General features: G+C 62.8%; 14 protein-coding genes and 1 pseudogene. 11 read left to right on the top strand and 4 right to left on the bottom strand.

The features are described 5' to 3' along the window. Positions 1-67: 67 nt before the first annotated feature. The 4 genes from DCY11_RS15035 (at position 68) to hflX (ending at position 5652) form a co-directional block, all read left to right on the top strand. Positions 68-2428, top strand: a complete 2361-nt coding sequence (locus DCY11_RS15035) for a PAS domain-containing sensor histidine kinase (RefSeq protein WP_159080063.1) — start codon at positions 68-70, stop codon at positions 2426-2428. Continuing rightward, positions 2418-3815 carry a sigma-54 dependent transcriptional regulator gene (locus DCY11_RS15030; protein ID WP_069444762.1) on the top strand — a complete coding sequence of 466 codons (1398 nt, stop codon included), beginning with the start codon at positions 2418-2420 and terminating at the stop codon, positions 3813-3815. The genes DCY11_RS15035 and DCY11_RS15030 overlap by 11 nt, the downstream gene beginning before the upstream one ends. Before the next feature lie 169 nt (positions 3816-3984). Further along, positions 3985-4239 (top strand): RNA chaperone Hfq, encoded by a 255-nt coding sequence (hfq, locus tag DCY11_RS15025; RefSeq protein ID WP_045367265.1) that lies wholly within the window; start codon positions 3985-3987, stop codon positions 4237-4239. Between the two features lie 78 nt (positions 4240-4317). Beyond that, complete coding sequence (hflX, locus tag DCY11_RS15020) at positions 4318-5652, top strand: GTPase HflX (protein WP_108683544.1); 1335 nt, start codon at positions 4318-4320, stop codon at positions 5650-5652. 8 nt (positions 5653-5660) lie between these two features. On the opposite strand, the gene mazG is transcribed toward hflX, so the two are convergent. Together mazG and DCY11_RS15010 are read right to left on the bottom strand one after the other, a co-directional pair. Beyond that, the gene (gene mazG / locus DCY11_RS15015) at positions 5661-6530 is read right to left on the bottom strand and encodes a nucleoside triphosphate pyrophosphohydrolase (RefSeq protein WP_108683877.1); all 870 of its coding nucleotides are present in this window, start codon (positions 6528-6530) and stop codon (positions 5661-5663) included. Between the two features lie 191 nt (positions 6531-6721). Then, entirely contained in the window at positions 6722-8248 is a 1527-nt protein-coding gene (locus tag DCY11_RS15010; RefSeq protein WP_108683543.1) for a leucyl aminopeptidase, read from the bottom strand. Positions 8249-8528: 280 nt separating this feature from the next. Between DCY11_RS15010 and lptF the strand changes: the two genes are divergently transcribed. The 7 genes and pseudogenes from lptF to rsmA all read left to right on the top strand — a co-directional run bounded on the left by lptF (position 8529) and on the right by rsmA (position 16106). Beyond that, positions 8529-9710, top strand: a complete 1182-nt coding sequence (lptF, locus tag DCY11_RS15005) for an LPS export ABC transporter permease LptF (RefSeq protein ID WP_069444763.1) — start codon at positions 8529-8531, stop codon at positions 9708-9710. Positions 9711-9718: 8 nt separating this feature from the next. Further along, positions 9719-10828, top strand: a complete 1110-nt coding sequence (lptG, locus tag DCY11_RS15000) for an LPS export ABC transporter permease LptG (protein WP_108683876.1) — start codon at positions 9719-9721, stop codon at positions 10826-10828. A gap of 209 nt (positions 10829-11037) precedes the next feature. After that, positions 11038-13236, top strand: coding sequence for an LPS-assembly protein LptD (locus DCY11_RS14995; protein ID WP_371515049.1), 2199 nt, complete (start codon positions 11038-11040; stop codon positions 13234-13236). Positions 13237-13241: 5 nt separating this feature from the next. Further along, positions 13242-13610: pseudogene (locus tag DCY11_RS16230) on the top strand (hypothetical protein); the annotation flags it as partial. A 212-nt stretch (positions 13611-13822) separates the two neighbouring features. Further along, positions 13823-14179 (top strand): hypothetical protein, encoded by a 357-nt coding sequence (locus DCY11_RS16015; RefSeq protein ID WP_245409394.1) that lies wholly within the window; start codon positions 13823-13825, stop codon positions 14177-14179. Between the two features lie 53 nt (positions 14180-14232). Further along, complete coding sequence (gene pdxA, locus DCY11_RS14980; RefSeq protein ID WP_108683539.1) at positions 14233-15261, top strand: 4-hydroxythreonine-4-phosphate dehydrogenase PdxA; 1029 nt, start codon at positions 14233-14235, stop codon at positions 15259-15261. After that, a complete protein-coding gene (gene rsmA / locus DCY11_RS14975) occupies positions 15258-16106 on the top strand; it encodes a 16S rRNA (adenine(1518)-N(6)/adenine(1519)-N(6))-dimethyltransferase RsmA (protein WP_108683538.1) in 849 nt (282 codons plus the stop codon). Before pdxA ends, rsmA begins: the two co-directional genes overlap by 4 nt. Before the next feature lie 24 nt (positions 16107-16130). Here the strand turns inward: rsmA and gmk are convergent, their stop codons facing one another. Continuing rightward, positions 16131-16775, bottom strand: coding sequence for a guanylate kinase (gene gmk, locus DCY11_RS14970; protein ID WP_108683537.1), 645 nt, complete (start codon positions 16773-16775; stop codon positions 16131-16133). Positions 16776-16784: 9 nt separating this feature from the next. Beyond that, positions 16785-17672 (bottom strand): YicC/YloC family endoribonuclease, encoded by an 888-nt coding sequence (locus tag DCY11_RS14965; protein ID WP_108683536.1) that lies wholly within the window; start codon positions 17670-17672, stop codon positions 16785-16787. Positions 17673-17688 lie beyond the last annotated feature (16 nt).

Here is a 17688-nt window from a genome sequence, read left to right as displayed (position 1 = left end):
CAAAATGCCGCACGGATGACAATCGGCCCGAACCGAACCAGGGACTTGGGAGGGAGAGCAGCACACCTTGCGCGACCCCGAGCCAGATACGAAAATAACTAAGGCAGGCAGCAAGTTATCCGCTCCACCAAAAGTCGCGCGTGAGCGCGATCCTGAGGGGCAGACCACGGTTCCGGCCAAGCGCCGGCGCCTTCAATTCACACTCGGCCTGATCATCATGGTGCTGTCCCTCTGTGCGGGACTAGCCACCTACCTGGTTCTGACGGGCCTGACGCCGATCGTGCCGACGCAGCAGGTGGTCGTCACCACCTTGCTCATCAATGCGGTGCTCGTGGTCGCCATGCTGGGGCTGATTGCCTGGCAGGTGACGGGCCTGTGGCTCGCCAGGCGGCGTCACGAAGCTGGCGCCCAGCTTCACGTTCGGATCGTCAGCCTATTCAGCGTTATTGCCGTCGTCCCCGCGATCGCTCTTGCGATTTTCGCCAGCGTGTCGCTCGACCGCGGCCTCGATCACTGGTTCTCGAGCCGCACGAAATCGATCATCCAGAATTCGATCGACGTGGCCACGGCCTATCTTCAGGAGCACGGCCAGGTCATCCGCGCCGACACGGTCGGCATGGCCAAGGACATCGACGAGGCCGTGGAACTCGTCCGGGCACGGCCGCAAGGCTTCGGAAGCTTCCTGCGCGCCCAGGCCGGCATCCGTGCCATCCCGGCGGCCTATCTGATCGACAGCAAAGGCAAGATGCTGGCGACGGCTGCCTCCATGCCCAACATTCCCTATCGCGCGCCGCCGGCCGAAGCGATGGACCTTGCCAAGAAAGGGCAGGTCATCGTGATCGCGCCCGGCAAGACCAGCCTGGTCGGCGCGATCAAGAGCTTGGACAATTTCGACGACACTTACCTCTACGTCATCCGCCCGGTGAACGCGCGCGTGCTGCAGCAGCTGCGCGCAACGCGCGCCAATGTCGCCGAGTACCAATTGCTCGAGCAACGGCGCGCCGGTGTGCAGGTCGCCTTCGGCCTCATGTATGTCACCATCGCGCTGACGCTGCTGTTGTCCGCGATCTGGATCGGCATGTGGTTCGCCAACCGCCTGGTGGCCCCGATCGGTCAACTGATGGGTGCCGCCGAGGAGATCAGCCACGGCAATCTCGGGGTGAAGGTGCGCGTGAACCCGGCCGACGGTGATCTCGCGGTGCTCGGCTCGACGTTCAACACCATGGCCTCCGAGCTCAAGACCCAGCGCGATGAATTGGTGGGCGCCAACGCGACACTCGACGAACACAACCGCTTCATGTCTGCCGTGCTCTCCGGCGTCACCGCAGGTGTCGTCGGCGTCGATGCAGACGGCACCGTGAACCTCGTGAACCCATCGGCGGAGGAACTCCTTGGCCTGAAGGGGGACGACCTTATCGGGACGCAGCTGGCCGACGCCGTCCCCGAGTTCGGGCCGCAGCTCAAGCGCGCCCGCAAGCCGGCGCGGCGCCCGGGAACCGATCAAATCACGCTGCGCCGTCGCGGGTCGGAGCGCAATTTCGCGGTCCGTGTGACGAGTGAGGGCGACGGGCAGGGCTACGTCGTCACCTTCGACGACATAACGGAGCTGGTCATTGCGCAGCGCTCCACCGCCTGGGCCGACGTCGCGCGCCGCATCGCGCACGAGATCAAGAACCCGCTCACGCCGATTCAGCTATCCGCCGAACGAATTCGCCGGAAATACGGGAAGGTCATTACCGAGGACCGCGAAATCTTCGAACAGTGCACGGACACGATCGTGCGCCAAGTGTCGGACATCGGCCGGATGGTGGACGAGTTCTCCGCCTTTGCCCGAATGCCGAAGCCCGTGATGGAATTGCATGACGTGCGTGAGATCGTGCGTGAGGCCGTCTTCCTGTTCCAGGTGAGCCGCCCGGACATCGATTTCACGCTCGACCTTCCTGACAAGCCGGTCAAGACCATGTCCGACCAGCGCTTGCTCACCCAGGCCGTGACCAACCTGGTGAAGAACGCGAGCGAAGGCATCGATACGGCGATCGAAAACGATCCAGACCGCGCGGGAACCGGCGAGATCACCGCGACGGTGGCCGCCAAGGGCGACCGCGTTCACATCACGATCATCGACAACGGTTGCGGCCTGCCCAAGGAGGACCGTGACCGTCTGATCGAGCCTTACATGACGACCCGTGTCAAAGGCACGGGACTTGGATTGGCCATCGTGCAGCGCATCACCGAGCAGCACGGAGGCAAATTGCGGCTGGCCGATGCTCCGAAGCGCGGCGGCAAAGTGGAGGGGGCATCGGTGCTGATCGATCTGCCGATCGTGACGCGCGAGGATACGGACAAGGACGTTGCCGTTGAGTCCGCATCCGAGCCCGAGACGAGTCAAAAGTCTGCCGAAGAAGAGGAAGTAACTCATGGCGTCTGACATCCTGATCGTCGACGACGAGGCCGATATCAGGGAGCTCATTTCCGGCATCCTGGAGGACGAGGGTCACGGCACACGGCTCGCGAAGGACAGCGACGAAACACTGCAGGCCATCGAGGAGCGGCGGCCCTCGCTCGTCATTCTCGACATCTGGCTCCAAGGCTCGCGGCTCGACGGCCTCGATCTTCTGGAGGAGATCAAGAAGGCCCATCCGGATCTGCCCGTCATAATCATAAGCGGCCACGGCAATATCGAGACGGCCGTGTCAGCCATCCAGCGGGGCGCCTACGACTATATCGAAAAGCCCTTCAAGGCCGACCGGCTGGTGCTCATCACTGCGCGTGCGCTCGAGACCTCGAAGCTGAAGCGCGAGAACAGAGAATTGCGGGAGCGCAGTTCCTATTCCTCCGACATGATCGGCAAATCCGCCGCCATCGGCCAGCTGCAGCAGGCCATCGAGAAGGTCGCGCCTACGAATAGCCGCGTGCTGATTAGCGGCCCCTCCGGTTGCGGCAAGGAACTCGCCGCGCGGGTGATGCACGCCAAGTCACACCGGGCCGACGGGCCGTTCGTCGTCCTCAACGCGGCCGCGATGGTCCCGGAGCGGATGGAACTCGAACTCTTCGGAACGGAGGAGGGGACGGGCTCGGGCCCCCGAAAGGTCGGTGCGCTCGAAGAGGCCCATGGCGGCACGCTCTATATCGACGAAGTCGCCGACATGCCGCTTGAGACCCAAGCCAAGATCCTGCGGGTGCTGGTCGAACAGCGCTTCCAGCGCCTCGGGGGTGGCACCAAGGTCCACGTGGACGTGCGCGTGGTCTCCTCGACCAGCCACGACCTCCAGAAGGAGATTTCGGCAGGGCGCCTACGCGAGGACCTCTACCACCGCCTCAACGTGGTGCCGATCCGCATCCCGGGGCTCTCCGAGCGCCGCGAGGACGTGCCCGACCTTGTGCGCTACTTCGTGCAGACAATCTCCGTGGCCTCGGGTCTGCCGCCACGCCGGATCGGCGAGGACGCCATGGCCGTTCTTCAGTCGCACGAATGGCCGGGCAACGTCCGTCAGCTGCGCAACAACGTCGAGCGTCTCATGATCCTCGTGGGCGGCGACGCGGACACCATTGTCACCGCCGACATGCTTCCCGACGAAATCGTCTCGCCGGTGCCGCTGACGCCCAACGGGGCAGGCGGGGAGCACCTGATGTCGCTGCCGCTGCGCGACGCACGCGAGATTTTCGAGCGGGAATACCTCCTCGCCCAGGTCAACCGGTTCGGCGGAAACATCTCCCGGACGGCCGAATTCGTGGGCATGGAACGCTCCGCACTACACCGGAAACTTCGCGCATTAGGTGTCAATTCGAATGAAAGAAACGCCGCAATGCGTTAGCATAGCTCAGTGACTCGCTTTACGGGGGAGGCACACATACGGAATTCGTCCTAAGTCGAATATCTTACGGTCGCACATTGTGGTTGCGTCTTAACAGGACCACGAGCCGGTTCGTCTCAAGCCGGCGTCATTTTTGAGACCAAGCGTGAACCAAAGGGACAACAAGCCCATGCCGACAGAGCGCACGCAAAGCTTGCAAGACACTTTTCTCAATCACGTTCGCAAAGCCAAGATCCCGCTCACGATTTTTCTGGTGAACGGCGTCAAGCTTCAGGGTGTCGTGACTTGGTTCGACAATTTTTGCGTTCTGCTGCGCCGGGACGGACACTCGCAGCTCGTCTACAAGCACGCGATTTCGACCATCATGCCCGGTCAGCCTATTCAGCTTGCCGACATCACCGATGCGGAAGGTACCGCGGAGTAATTGCGTCCAACTGACCCCAAACAGCTCGCAAGCAAGAAGGGACAACGAGAACGCAATGGGGAGCGCGCGGATCACCGCGTGCGTGCGGTTGTCTTCGCGCCAATCCTCGACGCGAGGGCAGGCCGGCCCCGGCGCGAAAGGTCTCTCGGCGCAGGTGCCGAGGCCCCGGACCGGACCCCGCAAGCCCGGCTCGAAGAAGCCGTCGGTCTCGCGGCTGCCATCGATCTCGACATTCGCGCCAGCGGCGTCGTTCCCGTACCGCAGCCGAAGCCCGCGACCCTGTTCGGATCCGGCAAGGTCGAAGAGCTCGCAGGGCTCGTCCGCATGGAAGAAGCCGAGCTTGTCATTGTCGACCATCCACTGACACCCGTGCAGCAGCGCAATCTCGAAACGGCCTGGCAGGCAAAGGTGCTCGACCGGACCGGGTTGATCCTGGAGATCTTCGGCGAACGCGCCAGGACGCGGGAAGGGCGCCTGCAGGTCGAGCTGGCCCATCTCGTCTATCAGAAGAGCCGGCTGGTTCGCTCCTGGACCCACCTGGAGCGGCAACGGGGCGGCTTCGGCTTTCTCGGCGGTCCCGGCGAAACCCAGATCGAAACCGACCGGCGCTTGCTTTCCGAGCGCATCACCAAGATCCAAAACGAGCTGGAGCACGTGCGCCAAACGCGGACGCTGCACCGGAAGTCGCGCCAGCGCGTGCCGTATCCGGCCGTGGCGCTGGTGGGCTACACCAATGCCGGCAAGTCCACGCTGTTCAACACGCTGACCGGCGCCGAGGTCCTCGCCCAGGACATCCTGTTCGCCACGCTCGATCCCACTATTCGCGCGCTCCAGCTGCCGAACGGATCGAAATCCGTCCTGTCCGACACGGTGGGCTTCATCTCGGACCTGCCGACCACGCTCGTGGCCGCGTTCCGCGCGACGCTCGAGGAGGTGCAAGAGGCGGACCTCATCCTCCATGTTCGGGACATTTCAGACGGCGCGACGGCGAGCCAGCGCGCGGACGTGAACGCGGTTCTCGCCGATCTCGGGATCAACGCCGACGAGGAGCCGGACCGCGTGCTCGAAGTCTGGAACAAGGCCGATCTACTCGACCCCGACACCCTGGAGCATGCCCGGAACGAGGCGGCGCGGCACGGCGCCATCCTGGTCTCCGCCGTGAGCGGTGAGGGCCTCGACGCCTTGCTCGCCGAAATCGAAACCCGCCTGAACCGACGCCGCCAGACTCTCGAGATCGTGGTGCAGCCGCAAGAAGGCGCGCTGTCGAACTGGATCTACGAAAACTGCGAAGTGATCAGCCGCGCAGATCTTGGAGAGGGCGCTGTGTCCTTGCGTATTCGCGTGGCGCCGGAGAAGCGCGACAAGCTCGCGCGTGTTGCCGGTGCATCGCGCTTGCAGACCGCGGTCGAGTAGGGGGCTCCCTACTCCGAATCCCCGCAGGAAGCGTCTTGGTCTTGTTTCGCGGCTTTCTCCGCAAGCTTGGCCGCGTTCCAAAGCGCCTCCATCTCCTCGAGATCTGCATCTTTCGGCGTGCGGCCCTCGGCGGCCAGCGCGGTCTCGATGTGCTGAAACCGGCGGATGAACTTGTTGCAGGTGCCCCGCAAGGCGGATTCCGGATCGACCTGCAGATGTCTGGCCACGTTGGCCAAAACGAAGGCTACATCCCCGAACTCGTCCGCGATGCGCTCCTGAGGCTCGTTGTGGGCGATGGCGTCCTTCAACTCGGCAAGCTCTTCCTCGACCTTCTCGATAATCAGTCCGACGTCAGACCAATCGAACCCGACATCTGCTGCGCGCTTCTGGAGCTTAGCTGCACGCGTCAACCCCGGCATGCCCACGGGCACATCGGTGAGGATGCTGGTTGCATCCGTGGCTTCACCACGCCCCGCCTTTTCCTCAGCCTTGATCTGTTCCCACAGGCCCGAGCCTAGGAACTCATCGCGGCGGGTAGGGTCCTCGAACACGTGCGGATGCCGCCGGATCATCTTCCTGGTGATGGCATCGGCGACGTCCCCGAACGCGAAAGCGCCCGTCTCGTCGGCAAGTTGCGCGTGGTAGACGACCTGCAACAGCAGATCCCCGAGCTCGTCCTTCAGACCATTCATGTCGCCACGCTCGATGGCGTCGGCCACCTCGTAGGCTTCCTCGATGGTGTAGGGCGCGATGCTCTCGAAGCTCTGCTTCACGTCCCACGGACAACCCGTTTCAGGGTCGCGCAGCCGCGCCATGACGGCCAGCAGATCGGCCAGCGTATAGGTCTTGTCGTCCGGTTTGATGCGCGAACCGGTCATGAATTCCATCCCATAGCGCTCAACCTTGTAGGTTCAATTTTAGACGCTAGATCATGGCCTTGGGGGAGCACCCTGAGATCCCCACAACCCATACCCGGAATTCGCATAAGGTATATTATGGAAAATATCGGATATGGGGCTTGGTGGGCTGACGGCGCTTCCACAGCGCCGCCGTCTGCCCGTGCAGCGATCTATCGGCGCTCGTACTGATCCCGGATAAAGCGGTCGAGCAAACGCACGCCGAAGCCCGATCCCCAGCTTCGATTGACCTCGGTCGGCTCCGACGCCATGGCGGTGCCGGCGATGTCCAGATGCGCCCACGGCGTATCCGGCTTGATGAAGCGCTGCAGGAATTGCGCGGCAGAGATCGAGCCGCCCCAGCGGCCGCCCGTGTTCTTGATGTCCGCAACCTTGGAGTCGATGAGCTTGTCGTATTTCGGGCCAAGCGGCAGCCGCCACAGCGTCTCGCCGGTCTCCTTACCCGCGGCGGTCAGTTGCTCGGACAGTTCGTCGTTGTTCGAGAAGAGACCCGCATGCAGCTTGCCGAGCGCCACCATTACGGCGCCGGTGAGCGTCGCAAGGTTGATGACGGCCTTCGGCTTGAATTTCTCCTGGGCGTACCAGAGGCAGTCGGCCAGGACCATGCGCCCTTCCGCGTCGGTGTTGAGCACTTCAATCGTGGTGCCCGACATGGACTCGACCACATCGCCGGGGCGCGTCGCCGTCCCGCTCGGCATGTTCTCCACCAAGCCGATCACGCCGACCACGTTGACCTTCGCCTTGCGTTCGGCAAGCGCGAGCATGAGCCCGGCGACGCAGCCCGCACCGCCCATGTCGCCTTTCATGTCCTCCATGCCGGCGGCGGGCTTCAGAGAGATGCCGCCCGTATCGAAGGTCACGCCCTTGCCGACAATCGCGATCGGATCGCCGCCCTGCCGACCGCCGCCTTTCCACTGCATCACCGCGACATGGCTGGTGTTCTCACTGCCCTGCCCAACGGCCAGAAGCGCGCCCATGCCGAGCCGCTTCATCTGAGCCTCGCTCAGGACGGTGACTTGCACGCCGGCCTTGGTCAGCGTCTTGGCGCGGGCCGCGAACTCGGCCGGGTTCAGTACGTTGGCCGGCTCGTTGACGAGATCGCGCGCGAAATTGACGCCATCGAGGATGGCACGCTCAGGCGTGTAGGCCCGTCCGGCCGCCCGCGGGTCGGCGCAATGGATAACGAGACGCTTGAGTGATTTGTCGTCATCGTTCTTCGTGGGCTTCTTGGATTTGTATTTGTCGAACGTGTAGTTCCGGAGCTGCGCCCCAAGCGCGAAGCTCGCGACGTCCTCAGGCGTGATGTCGTCTTTCGCCGTCTCGAGATAGACATGCGCCGTATCCCCTTCCCGGCCTGTCAGCTTGCCGCGAACCGCGCCGCCGAAATTGAGCCAGTCGTCGTTCGCGTAGTCCTTGAGCTTGCCGAGACCCACGAGAACGATCCGCGCGAACTTGACGCCTTGTGGTGCGAGCACATCGACACTCGTTCCCTGCTTGCCCTTGAAGCCGGCGATTTTCGCGGCCTGTCTCAGCAGACCCTTGGTCTTCTTGTCGAGATCCTGCGCGGCCGGCGTGAGCTTGGGGCCCTCCTCGGCGAAGACAACAGCGATACCGTCGGCGGCGGCGCCGGTCGGGCTGGCAAAGGACAACGTCGTCGGTTTGGTCAAGGCAAACTCCATCGGTGTGGGTCACGCCGCCTCCAGGAAAGGCGGCGGTCGGCTGGAAACAGCCTTCGCGGGCGCCCGCGCGCCCGTGGTGCAACAATGCAACAGCGGCAGGAAATCGTCCGACCTTCGTAAGTGTTGCGTGGGGCGAAAGCAACCCATAGGGAATGGCCGAAATTCCGCCACGTTAAACTGGTCAAATTCCCGATAGAAACCAGCCGCTTGACGTGAATTTGGGGGCATCTTCGCGGGGCTCGGTTTTGGGACGTTTAGGGGACACCGAAAATTCAGGCTCATGACGCTCTTTAGCCGATACATGTTTCGGCAGGTGACGAGTGCGTTTCTCCTCATCCTGCTGACGCTGACGGCCATTATCTGGCTGGCTACAGCGTTGAAACAGCTCGACCTTATTACCTCGCAAGGTCAGGGCCTGATTATCTTTTTTCAGATGACGGCGCTCAGCCTGCCGAGCCTCATCACCCTGATCGCCCCCAATGCCGTCCTCATGGCGGCGCTCTACACCCTCGACCGGATGAACGGCGACAGCGAGATCATCGTCATGACGGCCGCCGGCGCCACCGTCTGGCGGATCTGCCGGCCCCTCATCGCCCTGGCGCTGATCGTGAGCATGCTGATCCTGCTGGTGAACGTGTTCGTCAATCCCGCCTGCATGCGGGCACTCCGCGACCTCATCACGCAGGTTCGCGCCGATCTGATCTCGCAAGTCCTTCAACCAGGACGGTTTTCCAGCCCCGAGCGGGGTCTGACCTTCCATATTCGCGGCCGCTCCCAGGACGGCGAACTGCAGGGGCTTCTGTTCCACGACGAGCGAGATTCGAAGCAGGTTATGAGCTATCTCGCCGACAGAGGGCGAATTCTCAGCAATGACGAAGGTAGCTTTTTGATAATGTTCGATGGATACGTTCATCGATACAACGCCAAGGACAAAGATAAATCGGTTCAGATAATTGCGTTCGATCAGAACATGGTCGATCTATCCAAGTTTACAGAAGGCGGAGACAAGCGAAATAAGCTTGAGCCCAAACAAATGCCAATCATGAGCCTCATAGATCCGCCTACAGAAGACGGGCTCTCAGATAAAGATTATGGGCTTCTGCGCTATGAATTACATGAACGACTGGCAACGCCGCTCTATCCTCTTGCCTTTATCTTTCTCGCCATTGCGCTGATGGGCCAGGCGCGGACAACGCGCGAGAGTAGATGGGGGCAGATTCTCACGGTTTTTGGGCTTGCAGTCGCCATCAGGGTCGCCGGCATAACAGTCGGAAATCTGGTCACGCTGAATGCGTGGGCGGTGATCCTCGTATATGCTATTCCAATCGGGGCGATTCTGATTGCGGCGTGGACGGCGCACGTTAGAATGTCGCCAGAACTGCGGTCCAAGCTGAACTTCGAGCTCAAGTTTCAGCCCAAAAACATAAAGTTGTGGACCGCACGAGGGGTACAGACGGGGTGAAGGCGCAGATGCCAGGCATCAGTGCACGTGGAACGCTCGCGCGCTATTTCTCTGCGCGTTTCCTCGCCGCTATGGTGGCGATGTTCCTAGTCTGCTGCGTGCTGATCTTCTTCGTGGACTTCATCGAGATTCTACGGCGCTCGGGAAAATACTCGAACGAAGCGTCTGGTTTTCTTTTGGTGTGGATCACGCTGTTGCGTCTGCCGTCGTTCTCCGAACTCACCCTACCCTTCGCAGTTCTCATCGGGACGATCGTGATCTTCCTGATGCTCAGCCGCACTTCCGAACTTGTCGTCTTGCGGGCCGCCGGCGTTTCGGTTTGGCAGTTCACCCTTCCTGCCATCCTCGTCGCCTTCCTGCTCGGGATCGGATTCGTGACCGTCTACAACCCGGTCGCGGCGTCCGCACGCGGCGAAGCCGAACGGCTTTATGCGGCGGCGTTCGGAAAAGGCGACTCCTTCCTGCAATCGGCAGGAAGTACCGGTGCGTGGTTGCGTGAAGATGGCGCGGACGGCCCCTCCGTCGTCCATGCTTTGCGCGTCCTCAACCAAGGACTCGAACTGCGCGGCGTCTCGGTGTTCCAGTACAGCCCCAGCCACGAACTGACCGAGCGCATCGAAGCCAAACGCGCCGTCTTGAAGAACGGCCGTTGGGAACTGGAGGAGGCTTGGGTCAGTGCCCCGGGCCGTGAACCGGTTCTGTACGAAAACTATCTGCTGAGTACCTATCTGACCCCGACACAGGTGCGCGACACGCTCGGCACCGTCTACTCGATATCGTTTTGGGATCTTCCGAACTTCATCGAGATTGCCGAGCGTGCCGGATTGCCAGCCACTCAGTACCGCGTGCAGTACCAGTTGCTCTTGTCGCGACCGTTCTTGCTCGTGACCATGGTGCTCATCGCGGCGACATGCTCGCTGCAGAGCTTCCGGTTCGGCAACGTGCAGATCAACGCCGTGTTCGGATTGGCCGCCGGATTCGGGTTCTTCGTCTTCGCCGAGATCTCGCGAAACTTCGCCATGTCGGGCCTCACCTCCGCGGTCGCGGCGGCGTGGATTCCGGTCATCGTCGCAATGTCACTCGCACTCACTGTGCTCTTGTACAAAGAGGACGGATGACGATGCGCGTGAACCTCACAGTCCTCCGAACGATGCGCCGGGCCCTGCCCGGCCTTGACGCGTCTTATGGGCGACGGTTGGCGTTGCCGGTCCTGGCGCTTGCGGTAACGCTTGGCGTCCTGCTTGCCACGCACGAGCGCGCTCATGCGCAGGCGCAAACAGGCCTCGAGCAGATCGTCAAAGCGCCCGACGTGAAGTCGTCGGACCCGATGCTGCTGCAGGCGGACGAGTTGATCTACGAGAACAACAACTCCCGGGTCACCGCGCGCGGCAATGTCGAGGTCTATTACGGCGACTATACGCTGCTCGCCGATCGCATCGTCTATGACCGCAGCGCCAATACGCTTGCGGCCGAAGGCAATGTCCGGATGAAGGACCCCGACGGTGCCGTCATCACCGCGAACGAACTGACCCTGACCGACGACTTCCGCGACGGCTTCGTCGACGCCTTGAGATTCGTGACACAGGACGACACGCGCATCACCGCGCAGTCGGCTTCGCGCGAGGCCGGGAATGTCACGGTGTTCCAGAAGGGCATGTTCACGCCTTGTAAGATCTGCCGCGAGAACCCCGACAAGGCTCCGACCTGGCGCATCCGCGCCGGCAAGATCACGCACAAGCGCGATCAGGCGAAGATCACGTTCAACAACGCGACCTTCGACCTCTTCGGTGTGCCGGTTCTCTGGGCCCCCTATTTCGAGACCGCTGACCCCACGGTCAAACGCAAGTCCGGCTTCCTGATCCCGTCCTACAGCCACTCGAACGAGCTCGGCAACTCGATTCAGGTGCCCTACTACTTCGCCCTGTCCGACTACTACGATTTCACCTTTGCCCCGATGTGGACGGAGAATGCCGGCACGTTGCTGCTCGGCGACTGGCGGCAGCGCACGGCGAACGGCGGCTTCAACATCGAGCTCGCAGGCGTCTTCGACAACGTCAACGACTACAGCAGCCCCGCCTATGGCGACGACTTCCGCGGCAGCATCAAGACCAAGGGCGTGTTCGCGCTCGACCCCTACTACTCTGTGGGTTGGGACGTCTTGCTCGAAACCGACGAGACGTTCCGGCGCTACTACAACCTCGACTCGCGCTTGCGCACCGATCGCGTCTCTCAGATCTATCTCGAGGGCCTGCGCGGACGGAACTATTTCTCGACGCGCTTCTACAACACGCAGAGCCTGCTGTTCACTGACGAGGAGTTCTCCGAGGCCGTTGTCTATCCGATCATCGACTACGACTACATCGTCGATAAGCCGGTTCTCGGCGGCGAGCTGAGCTTCAACAGCAACACGATGGTGTTCTCCAGCGCCGACGGTACGGACTCGAACCGCTTCATCATGGAGGCGAACTGGCGCCGGCAGATCACCGACGGCATCGGCCAGGTCTTTACACCGTTCGGACGCGTGCGCGGCGACGTCTATAGTCTCGACAATCCGGGTGTACTCGAATTGGGCGGCACCGAGGATCTCACGATCGACGATCCCTACAGCGTGCTTTCCGACAACCGGGACAACGGCACGATCTGGCGCGGCAACGCGGTCGCCGGTCTTGAGTATCGCTATCCGTTCGTCACCACGACCGGCATGGTCACGCACACCATCGAACCCATTGGGCAGATCATCGCTCGACCCGACTCCATCGGGGACCAGCAGGAGATCCCCAATGAGGACGCTCTAAGCTTGGTGTTCGACGATACGATCCTGTTCGATATCGACAAGTTCTCCGGCTACGACCGGATCGAAACGGGCACGCGGATCAATGCCGGCTTCGGCTATACCGCCCAACTCGCGAGCGGCGGTTACGCTCGTGCCGTCTTCGGTCAAAGCTACCAGGTCGCCGGCGACAACGAGTTCGACAACGCGTTCTACCAGAACAGCGGCCTGTCGACGAGCAACTCGGATTACGTTACGGGTGTCTATGTCCAGACCGTGAGCGGCTTCGCCTTTACCGGCCAGGCGCGCTTCGATCAGGATAATTTGGACATGGTCCGGACCGATCTCGGCTCCAGCCTCAACTACGGCCCGGTTCAGGCGCGGGTGAACTACGCGAAGGTCCCGGGCACGATCGAGACGAGCGACATCACGCCGAACCTCACCAACGTCGTGAACGCGGACGACAGCGAGGAAATTCTGCTTGCCGGCGCACTGGCCATCACCGACGAGTGGTGGCTGCTCGGCAATCTGCGGTACGACATCGCGGGCAGCCAGACGATCACGGACGGTCTCGGCCTTCGGTACCAGGACGATTGCTTCAAGATCGATGTGACCTACCAGCGTTCGTTCATCCGCGACCAGGATATCGAGCCGGATGAGCGCTTCGTCTTCACCTTCGCCCTGAAGCACCTCGGCGAGTACACGGCCTCGGCCGATGCCGGTGCACTCGGCACCAGCGATAGCGGAGGGCTCTAGCAGCGATGAGCCTTGCACCGTCAAACCTGAAGCGAGTTTTCGCCGCCACCGCGGGCGTGCTGCTGTTGCTGCTCGCCGCATTCGGCGCCCAGGCGCAGGACGTGAAGATCAAGCTGTTGGTCAACGACGATCCAATCTCCGACTACGACATCGCACAGCGAGAGAGATTTCTGCAGCTGACCGCCAAGGCGCAGCCTGGTCCGGAACTCACTAAGAAGACCACGGAAATGCTGATCACGGAGCACCTCCAGCTCCAGGAAGGCCGGAAGCTCGGCATTACGCCCAGCGACGCGGAGGTGACCCGGGTTCTGGATGGCATGGCCTCCCAGAACAATCTCGATGCCGCCGGTCTGACGACGGCTCTGGCACGTTCGGGCGTCAACATCCGTACCTTGAAAAACCGTATCAGTGCCCAGATGGTCTGGCAGCGCGTCGTCCAGCAAAAATTCCGCCGTGAAGTGAACGTGAACGACGCTCAGATCGACGAAGCTTTGGCGGAGACCGGTGGCGGGTCTTCTTCGGGGGCATCAAGCAACTGCGCCTCCCCCTCTCCAATGGCGCCAACCAAAAGACCGTCGCGGCCAGAGTGGCGGAAGCCGAGAACCTACGGGCCCAGTTTCGGGGCTGCGGCAGCGTTCAGACCCTCGCCAAAGGCGTACAGGGCGCCACCATCCGTAACCTCAAGGTCCAGGACGCCACGACGCTCGGATCTCCCGCGCGCATCCTGGTCCGCAACGCCAAGGTAGGGCAGATGACGCCGCCCACGGTGAGCCGTGCCGGTGTCGAGCTCTATGCCGTCTGCGGCGGGGCGTCCGCCGCGGCCACAGGCGACCTCAACATCCGCGACGAAACCGAGCGGAAAATCATGAATGAGGAGCTCAAAGAGAAGGCGGAGCAATACCTGGTAGAACTCCGCGAGAAGGCGTTCATCGAGTACCGCTGACCGCGCGCTGCGCACGATGTTCCTAAGCTTCCAGGCATGCTAGGCCATTGCGCATGTCAGTCTCGGTCCCCAAGCCCCTCGCCCTGACCATCGGCGACCCAGCCGGCATCGGTCCGGACATTACGTTGCTTGCCTTCGAGGCACGGCACCGCGAACAGCTGCCTCCCTTTGTCTATCTCGGCGACAAAGCCATACTGGAAGCGCGTGCCAAGCAGCTCGGCCTCTCCGTACGGGTTGAGACGGTATCGCGCCCCATGGAGGCGGTCGACGTCTTCGCCGACGCCTTGCCGATCCTTCCGATTCCCGTACCGGTTCCGGTGCAGCCGGGTACGCCCGAGCCCGGATCCCAGGCCGCCGTGACAGCCTCCATCGAAGCAGCCGTCGAAATGGTTCAGTCCGGCGAAGCGCGGGCCGTCGTGACCAATCCGATTTCCAAATCGAATCTGTACCAGGCGGGCTTCACCTTTCCGGGGCATACGGAATATTTGGCTGCGCTCGCCTCGGCGAACGGCCAGGCCCCGCATCCCGTCATGATGCTCGCGTCCGACATTCTGAAAGTCGTCCCCGTGACCATCCACATCCCGTTGAAAGATGTGCCATCCGCGTTGACGCGTGATCTGTTGATGAAGACGATTGCGATCACGGACAGAGACATGCGCCGGCGCTTCGGGCTTGCGCGGCCAAGGATCGCCGTGAGCGGCCTCAATCCGCATGCCGGAGAGGACGGCAGTCTCGGCCGCGAGGAGACCGACATCATCGCGAGCACGATCCTCGCGGCGCAAGACGCGGGTCTCGATGTCCATGGCCCCTACCCGGCGGACACGCTGTTTCATGAAGCGGCTCGCGAGCGCTACGACGTGGCGATCTGCATGTATCACGATCAGGCCCTGGTGCCGTTCAAGACGCTCGCCTTCGAAGACGGCGTCAACGTCACGCTCGGCCTGCCCTTCGTGCGCACCTCGCCGGACCACGGCACCGCCTTCGACATCGCCGGCACCGGCAAAGCCAACCCGAGAAGCCTCATCGAAGCCCTGCGGCTGGCAGACGCCATGACCGCCGAGGGCACAGGTTCTCGCGCATGACCGCGCCGGACGGTCTGCCGCCCTTGCGGGAGGTGATACGGGCGGCGGGCCTGTCGGCAAAGAAGAGCCTCGGTCAGAACTTTCTGCTGGATCTCAACCTCACCCGGCGCATCGCGCGCTACGCAGGGCCGTTGGAAGGCGTCACCGTAGTCGAGGTGGGCCCGGGTCCCGGCGGCCTGACCCGTGCCCTTCTCATGGAGGGCGCGGCCAAGGTTATCGCCATCGAACGCGACGAGCGCTGCCTGGCGCCGCTCCAGGACATCGCCGCGGCCTATCCGGACCGGCTGGAGATCATGAGCGCCGATGCCCGCGAGGTCGACTACGGCGCCTTACCGATCCACGGCCCTGCGCGCCTCGTCGCCAACCTTCCCTACAGTGTCGGCACACCCCTTCTGATCGGTTGGCTTAAGAGCAGTCCGTGGCCGCCGTGGTTCGACAGTCTCGTGCTGATGTTTCAGCGGGAGGTCGCCGACCGCATCGTTGCCGCGCCGGGCGGCAAGGAGTACGGACGCCTCGCGGTTCTGTGCCAGTGGCGCACGGATCCGCGCATCCTGTTCTCGCTGCCGCCGGACGCCTTCACGCCGAAACCGAAAGTCGCCTCGGCCGTGGTCAAGCTCGTGCCGAAGGAGCATCCCGAGCCCTCGTGTGATGTGAGTGTGTTGGAGCGCGTGACGGCCGCCGCCTTCGGACAGCGGCGCAAAATGCTTCGCGCGAGCCTTAAGCAAGTCACGCCCGATCCTGAGAGCCTTCTGACGGGGCTTGGTCTCGATCCCAAAGCCAGGGCCGAAACGCTCGACATCGCCGACTTTTGCCGTATCGCGAATGCGCTCACTCAAAAGGGATAGCGGCTGGCTGGATCCGGCTAGCGACTAAAGCTCGGTCAGGAGCCCCTGCACGAACCCGTCCAAGCCGGTCAGCCGTGTGCGCTTCAAACGCTCCGCCGCCAGCACCGCATGCACTGCCGCGACGGACTGGTCCACGTCGAAATTGACGAGCACATAGTCGTAAGCGGTCCAATGCTGGATTTCGTTGCTGGCCCCCGCCATGCGGCGTGCGACCACGTCGTCCGAATCCTGCGCGCGAGCCTTTAGGCGTTCCTCGAGCGCGCCCGCCGTCGGCGGCAGGACGAACACCGAGACGACATCGTCATTGGCTTGCTCGCGAAGCGAGTCGGCCCCCTGCCAATCCACGTCGAACAGCACGTCGCGGCCGTCCGCCAACGCTTCGTCCACGGGTGCCCGTGTGGTGCCGTAGAAATTGTCGAACACGAGAGCCCATTCCAGGAAGGCCTTCTCGTCCCGCATCTTCGTGAAGGTCTGCTTGTCGATGAAGTGGTAGTCCCTGCCGTCGACTTCTCCGGGGCGCCGCGCGCGCGTCGTGTGCGAGATCGAAGCGGCAATGCCGGGATCCTCGTTCAAGACCCGCCGCGCGATCGTCGTCTTACCCGCGCCGGACGGCGACGACAGCACCAGCATGAGGCCGCGACGTTTGATCGTCTCCATGGGAGCGCTCATCTATTCGCCTCACTCGATGTTCTGAACCTGCTCGCGCAGCTGATCGATGACGGATTTGAGCTCGAGCCCGATCCTGCTGATCTCGATATCGGCTGCTTTGGAACAGGTGGTGTTGGCTTCACGGTTGAACTCCTGCGCCAGGAATTCAAGCTTGCGCCCCGCAGGCTGGCCGCTCGCAATCAGCTCGCGGGCGGCGGCGACATGAGCGATCAGCCGGTCGAGCTCTTCTTGTATGTCGGCCTTCGCGGCCAAGAGGAGCCCTTCCTGGTGCAGGCGCTCGGGATCGAGCGAGGCGCCGGCTTCATCCAATCGGGCAATCTGCTCACGCAGCCGCGTCGCGATCAGCTCCGGCTGCTTCGCCATGATGGCCTTGGCCTGGGCAACGAGAGACTCGATGGCCGAGAGCTGCGCTTCAATGACCTCGGTGAGCCGCTCACCCTCTGCGACACGCGCGGCAACAAGCTGATCGAGAGCGGCGGACAGCCCCGCGAGCAGCGCGGCGGCGAACGCCTCCCGTTGCTCGTCGCTTTCCTCCGGCTCCGCGACTTCGACGACCCCGCGCATGCCGAGAAGCGTGTCGAGCTTCGCCGGTTCGAGAAGAGTTTGCTTCTGCGCCTGATCCGCCACGGCGAAGGCCTCGGCCAGCGCCGCCTCATTTAACCGGATTTCCAATTGCCCGGCGTCGCGCTTCACCGAGAGCGACATGGTGCAATTGCCCCGCGCCAGTTGCTCTTGGCAGCGCGCCCTGACCTGGGGCTCGAGCCGCTCCAATCCGGGGGGAAGCCGCAACCGCAGGTCCAACGAACGGCCATTGACGCTCCGGATCTCCCAGAACCAACTGGTGTCGCCGTGAGTCCCGTCGGCGCGGGCAAAGCCAGTCATGCTTTTCAATGTCATTGGTCTTGCCCACCCC

Origin of the sequence: Methyloceanibacter sp. wino2 (assembly GCF_003071365.1) — a bacterium.
Lineage (GTDB): Bacteria > Pseudomonadota > Alphaproteobacteria > Rhizobiales > Methyloligellaceae > Methyloceanibacter.
This window is presented reverse-complemented; position numbering and strand designations above follow the sequence as displayed.

What these genes read in the sequence shown, in the direction of transcription:
- DCY11_RS15030 (WP_069444762.1), top strand. Translation starts at nt 2,418, where the DNA reads ATGGCGTCTGACATCCTGATCGTCGACGACGAGGCCGATATCAGGGAG.
- hfq (WP_045367265.1), top strand. Translation starts at nt 3,985, where the DNA reads ATGCCGACAGAGCGCACGCAAAGCTTGCAAGACACTTTTCTCAATCAC.
- mazG (WP_108683877.1), bottom strand. Translation starts at nt 6,530, where the DNA reads ATGACCGGTTCGCGCATCAAACCGGACGACAAGACCTATACGCTGGCC.
- DCY11_RS15010 (WP_108683543.1), bottom strand. Translation starts at nt 8,248, where the DNA reads ATGGAGTTTGCCTTGACCAAACCGACGACGTTGTCCTTTGCCAGCCCG.
- lptF (WP_069444763.1), top strand. Translation starts at nt 8,529, where the DNA reads ATGACGCTCTTTAGCCGATACATGTTTCGGCAGGTGACGAGTGCGTTT.
- lptG (WP_108683876.1), top strand. Translation starts at nt 9,719, where the DNA reads ATGCCAGGCATCAGTGCACGTGGAACGCTCGCGCGCTATTTCTCTGCG.
- DCY11_RS14995 (WP_371515049.1), top strand. Translation starts at nt 11,038, where the DNA reads ATGCTGCTGCAGGCGGACGAGTTGATCTACGAGAACAACAACTCCCGG.
- pdxA (WP_108683539.1), top strand. Translation starts at nt 14,233, where the DNA reads ATGTCAGTCTCGGTCCCCAAGCCCCTCGCCCTGACCATCGGCGACCCA.
- rsmA (WP_108683538.1), top strand. Translation starts at nt 15,258, where the DNA reads ATGACCGCGCCGGACGGTCTGCCGCCCTTGCGGGAGGTGATACGGGCG.
- gmk (WP_108683537.1), bottom strand. Translation starts at nt 16,775, where the DNA reads ATGAGCGCTCCCATGGAGACGATCAAACGTCGCGGCCTCATGCTGGTG.
- DCY11_RS14965 (WP_108683536.1), bottom strand. Translation starts at nt 17,672, where the DNA reads ATGACATTGAAAAGCATGACTGGCTTTGCCCGCGCCGACGGGACTCAC.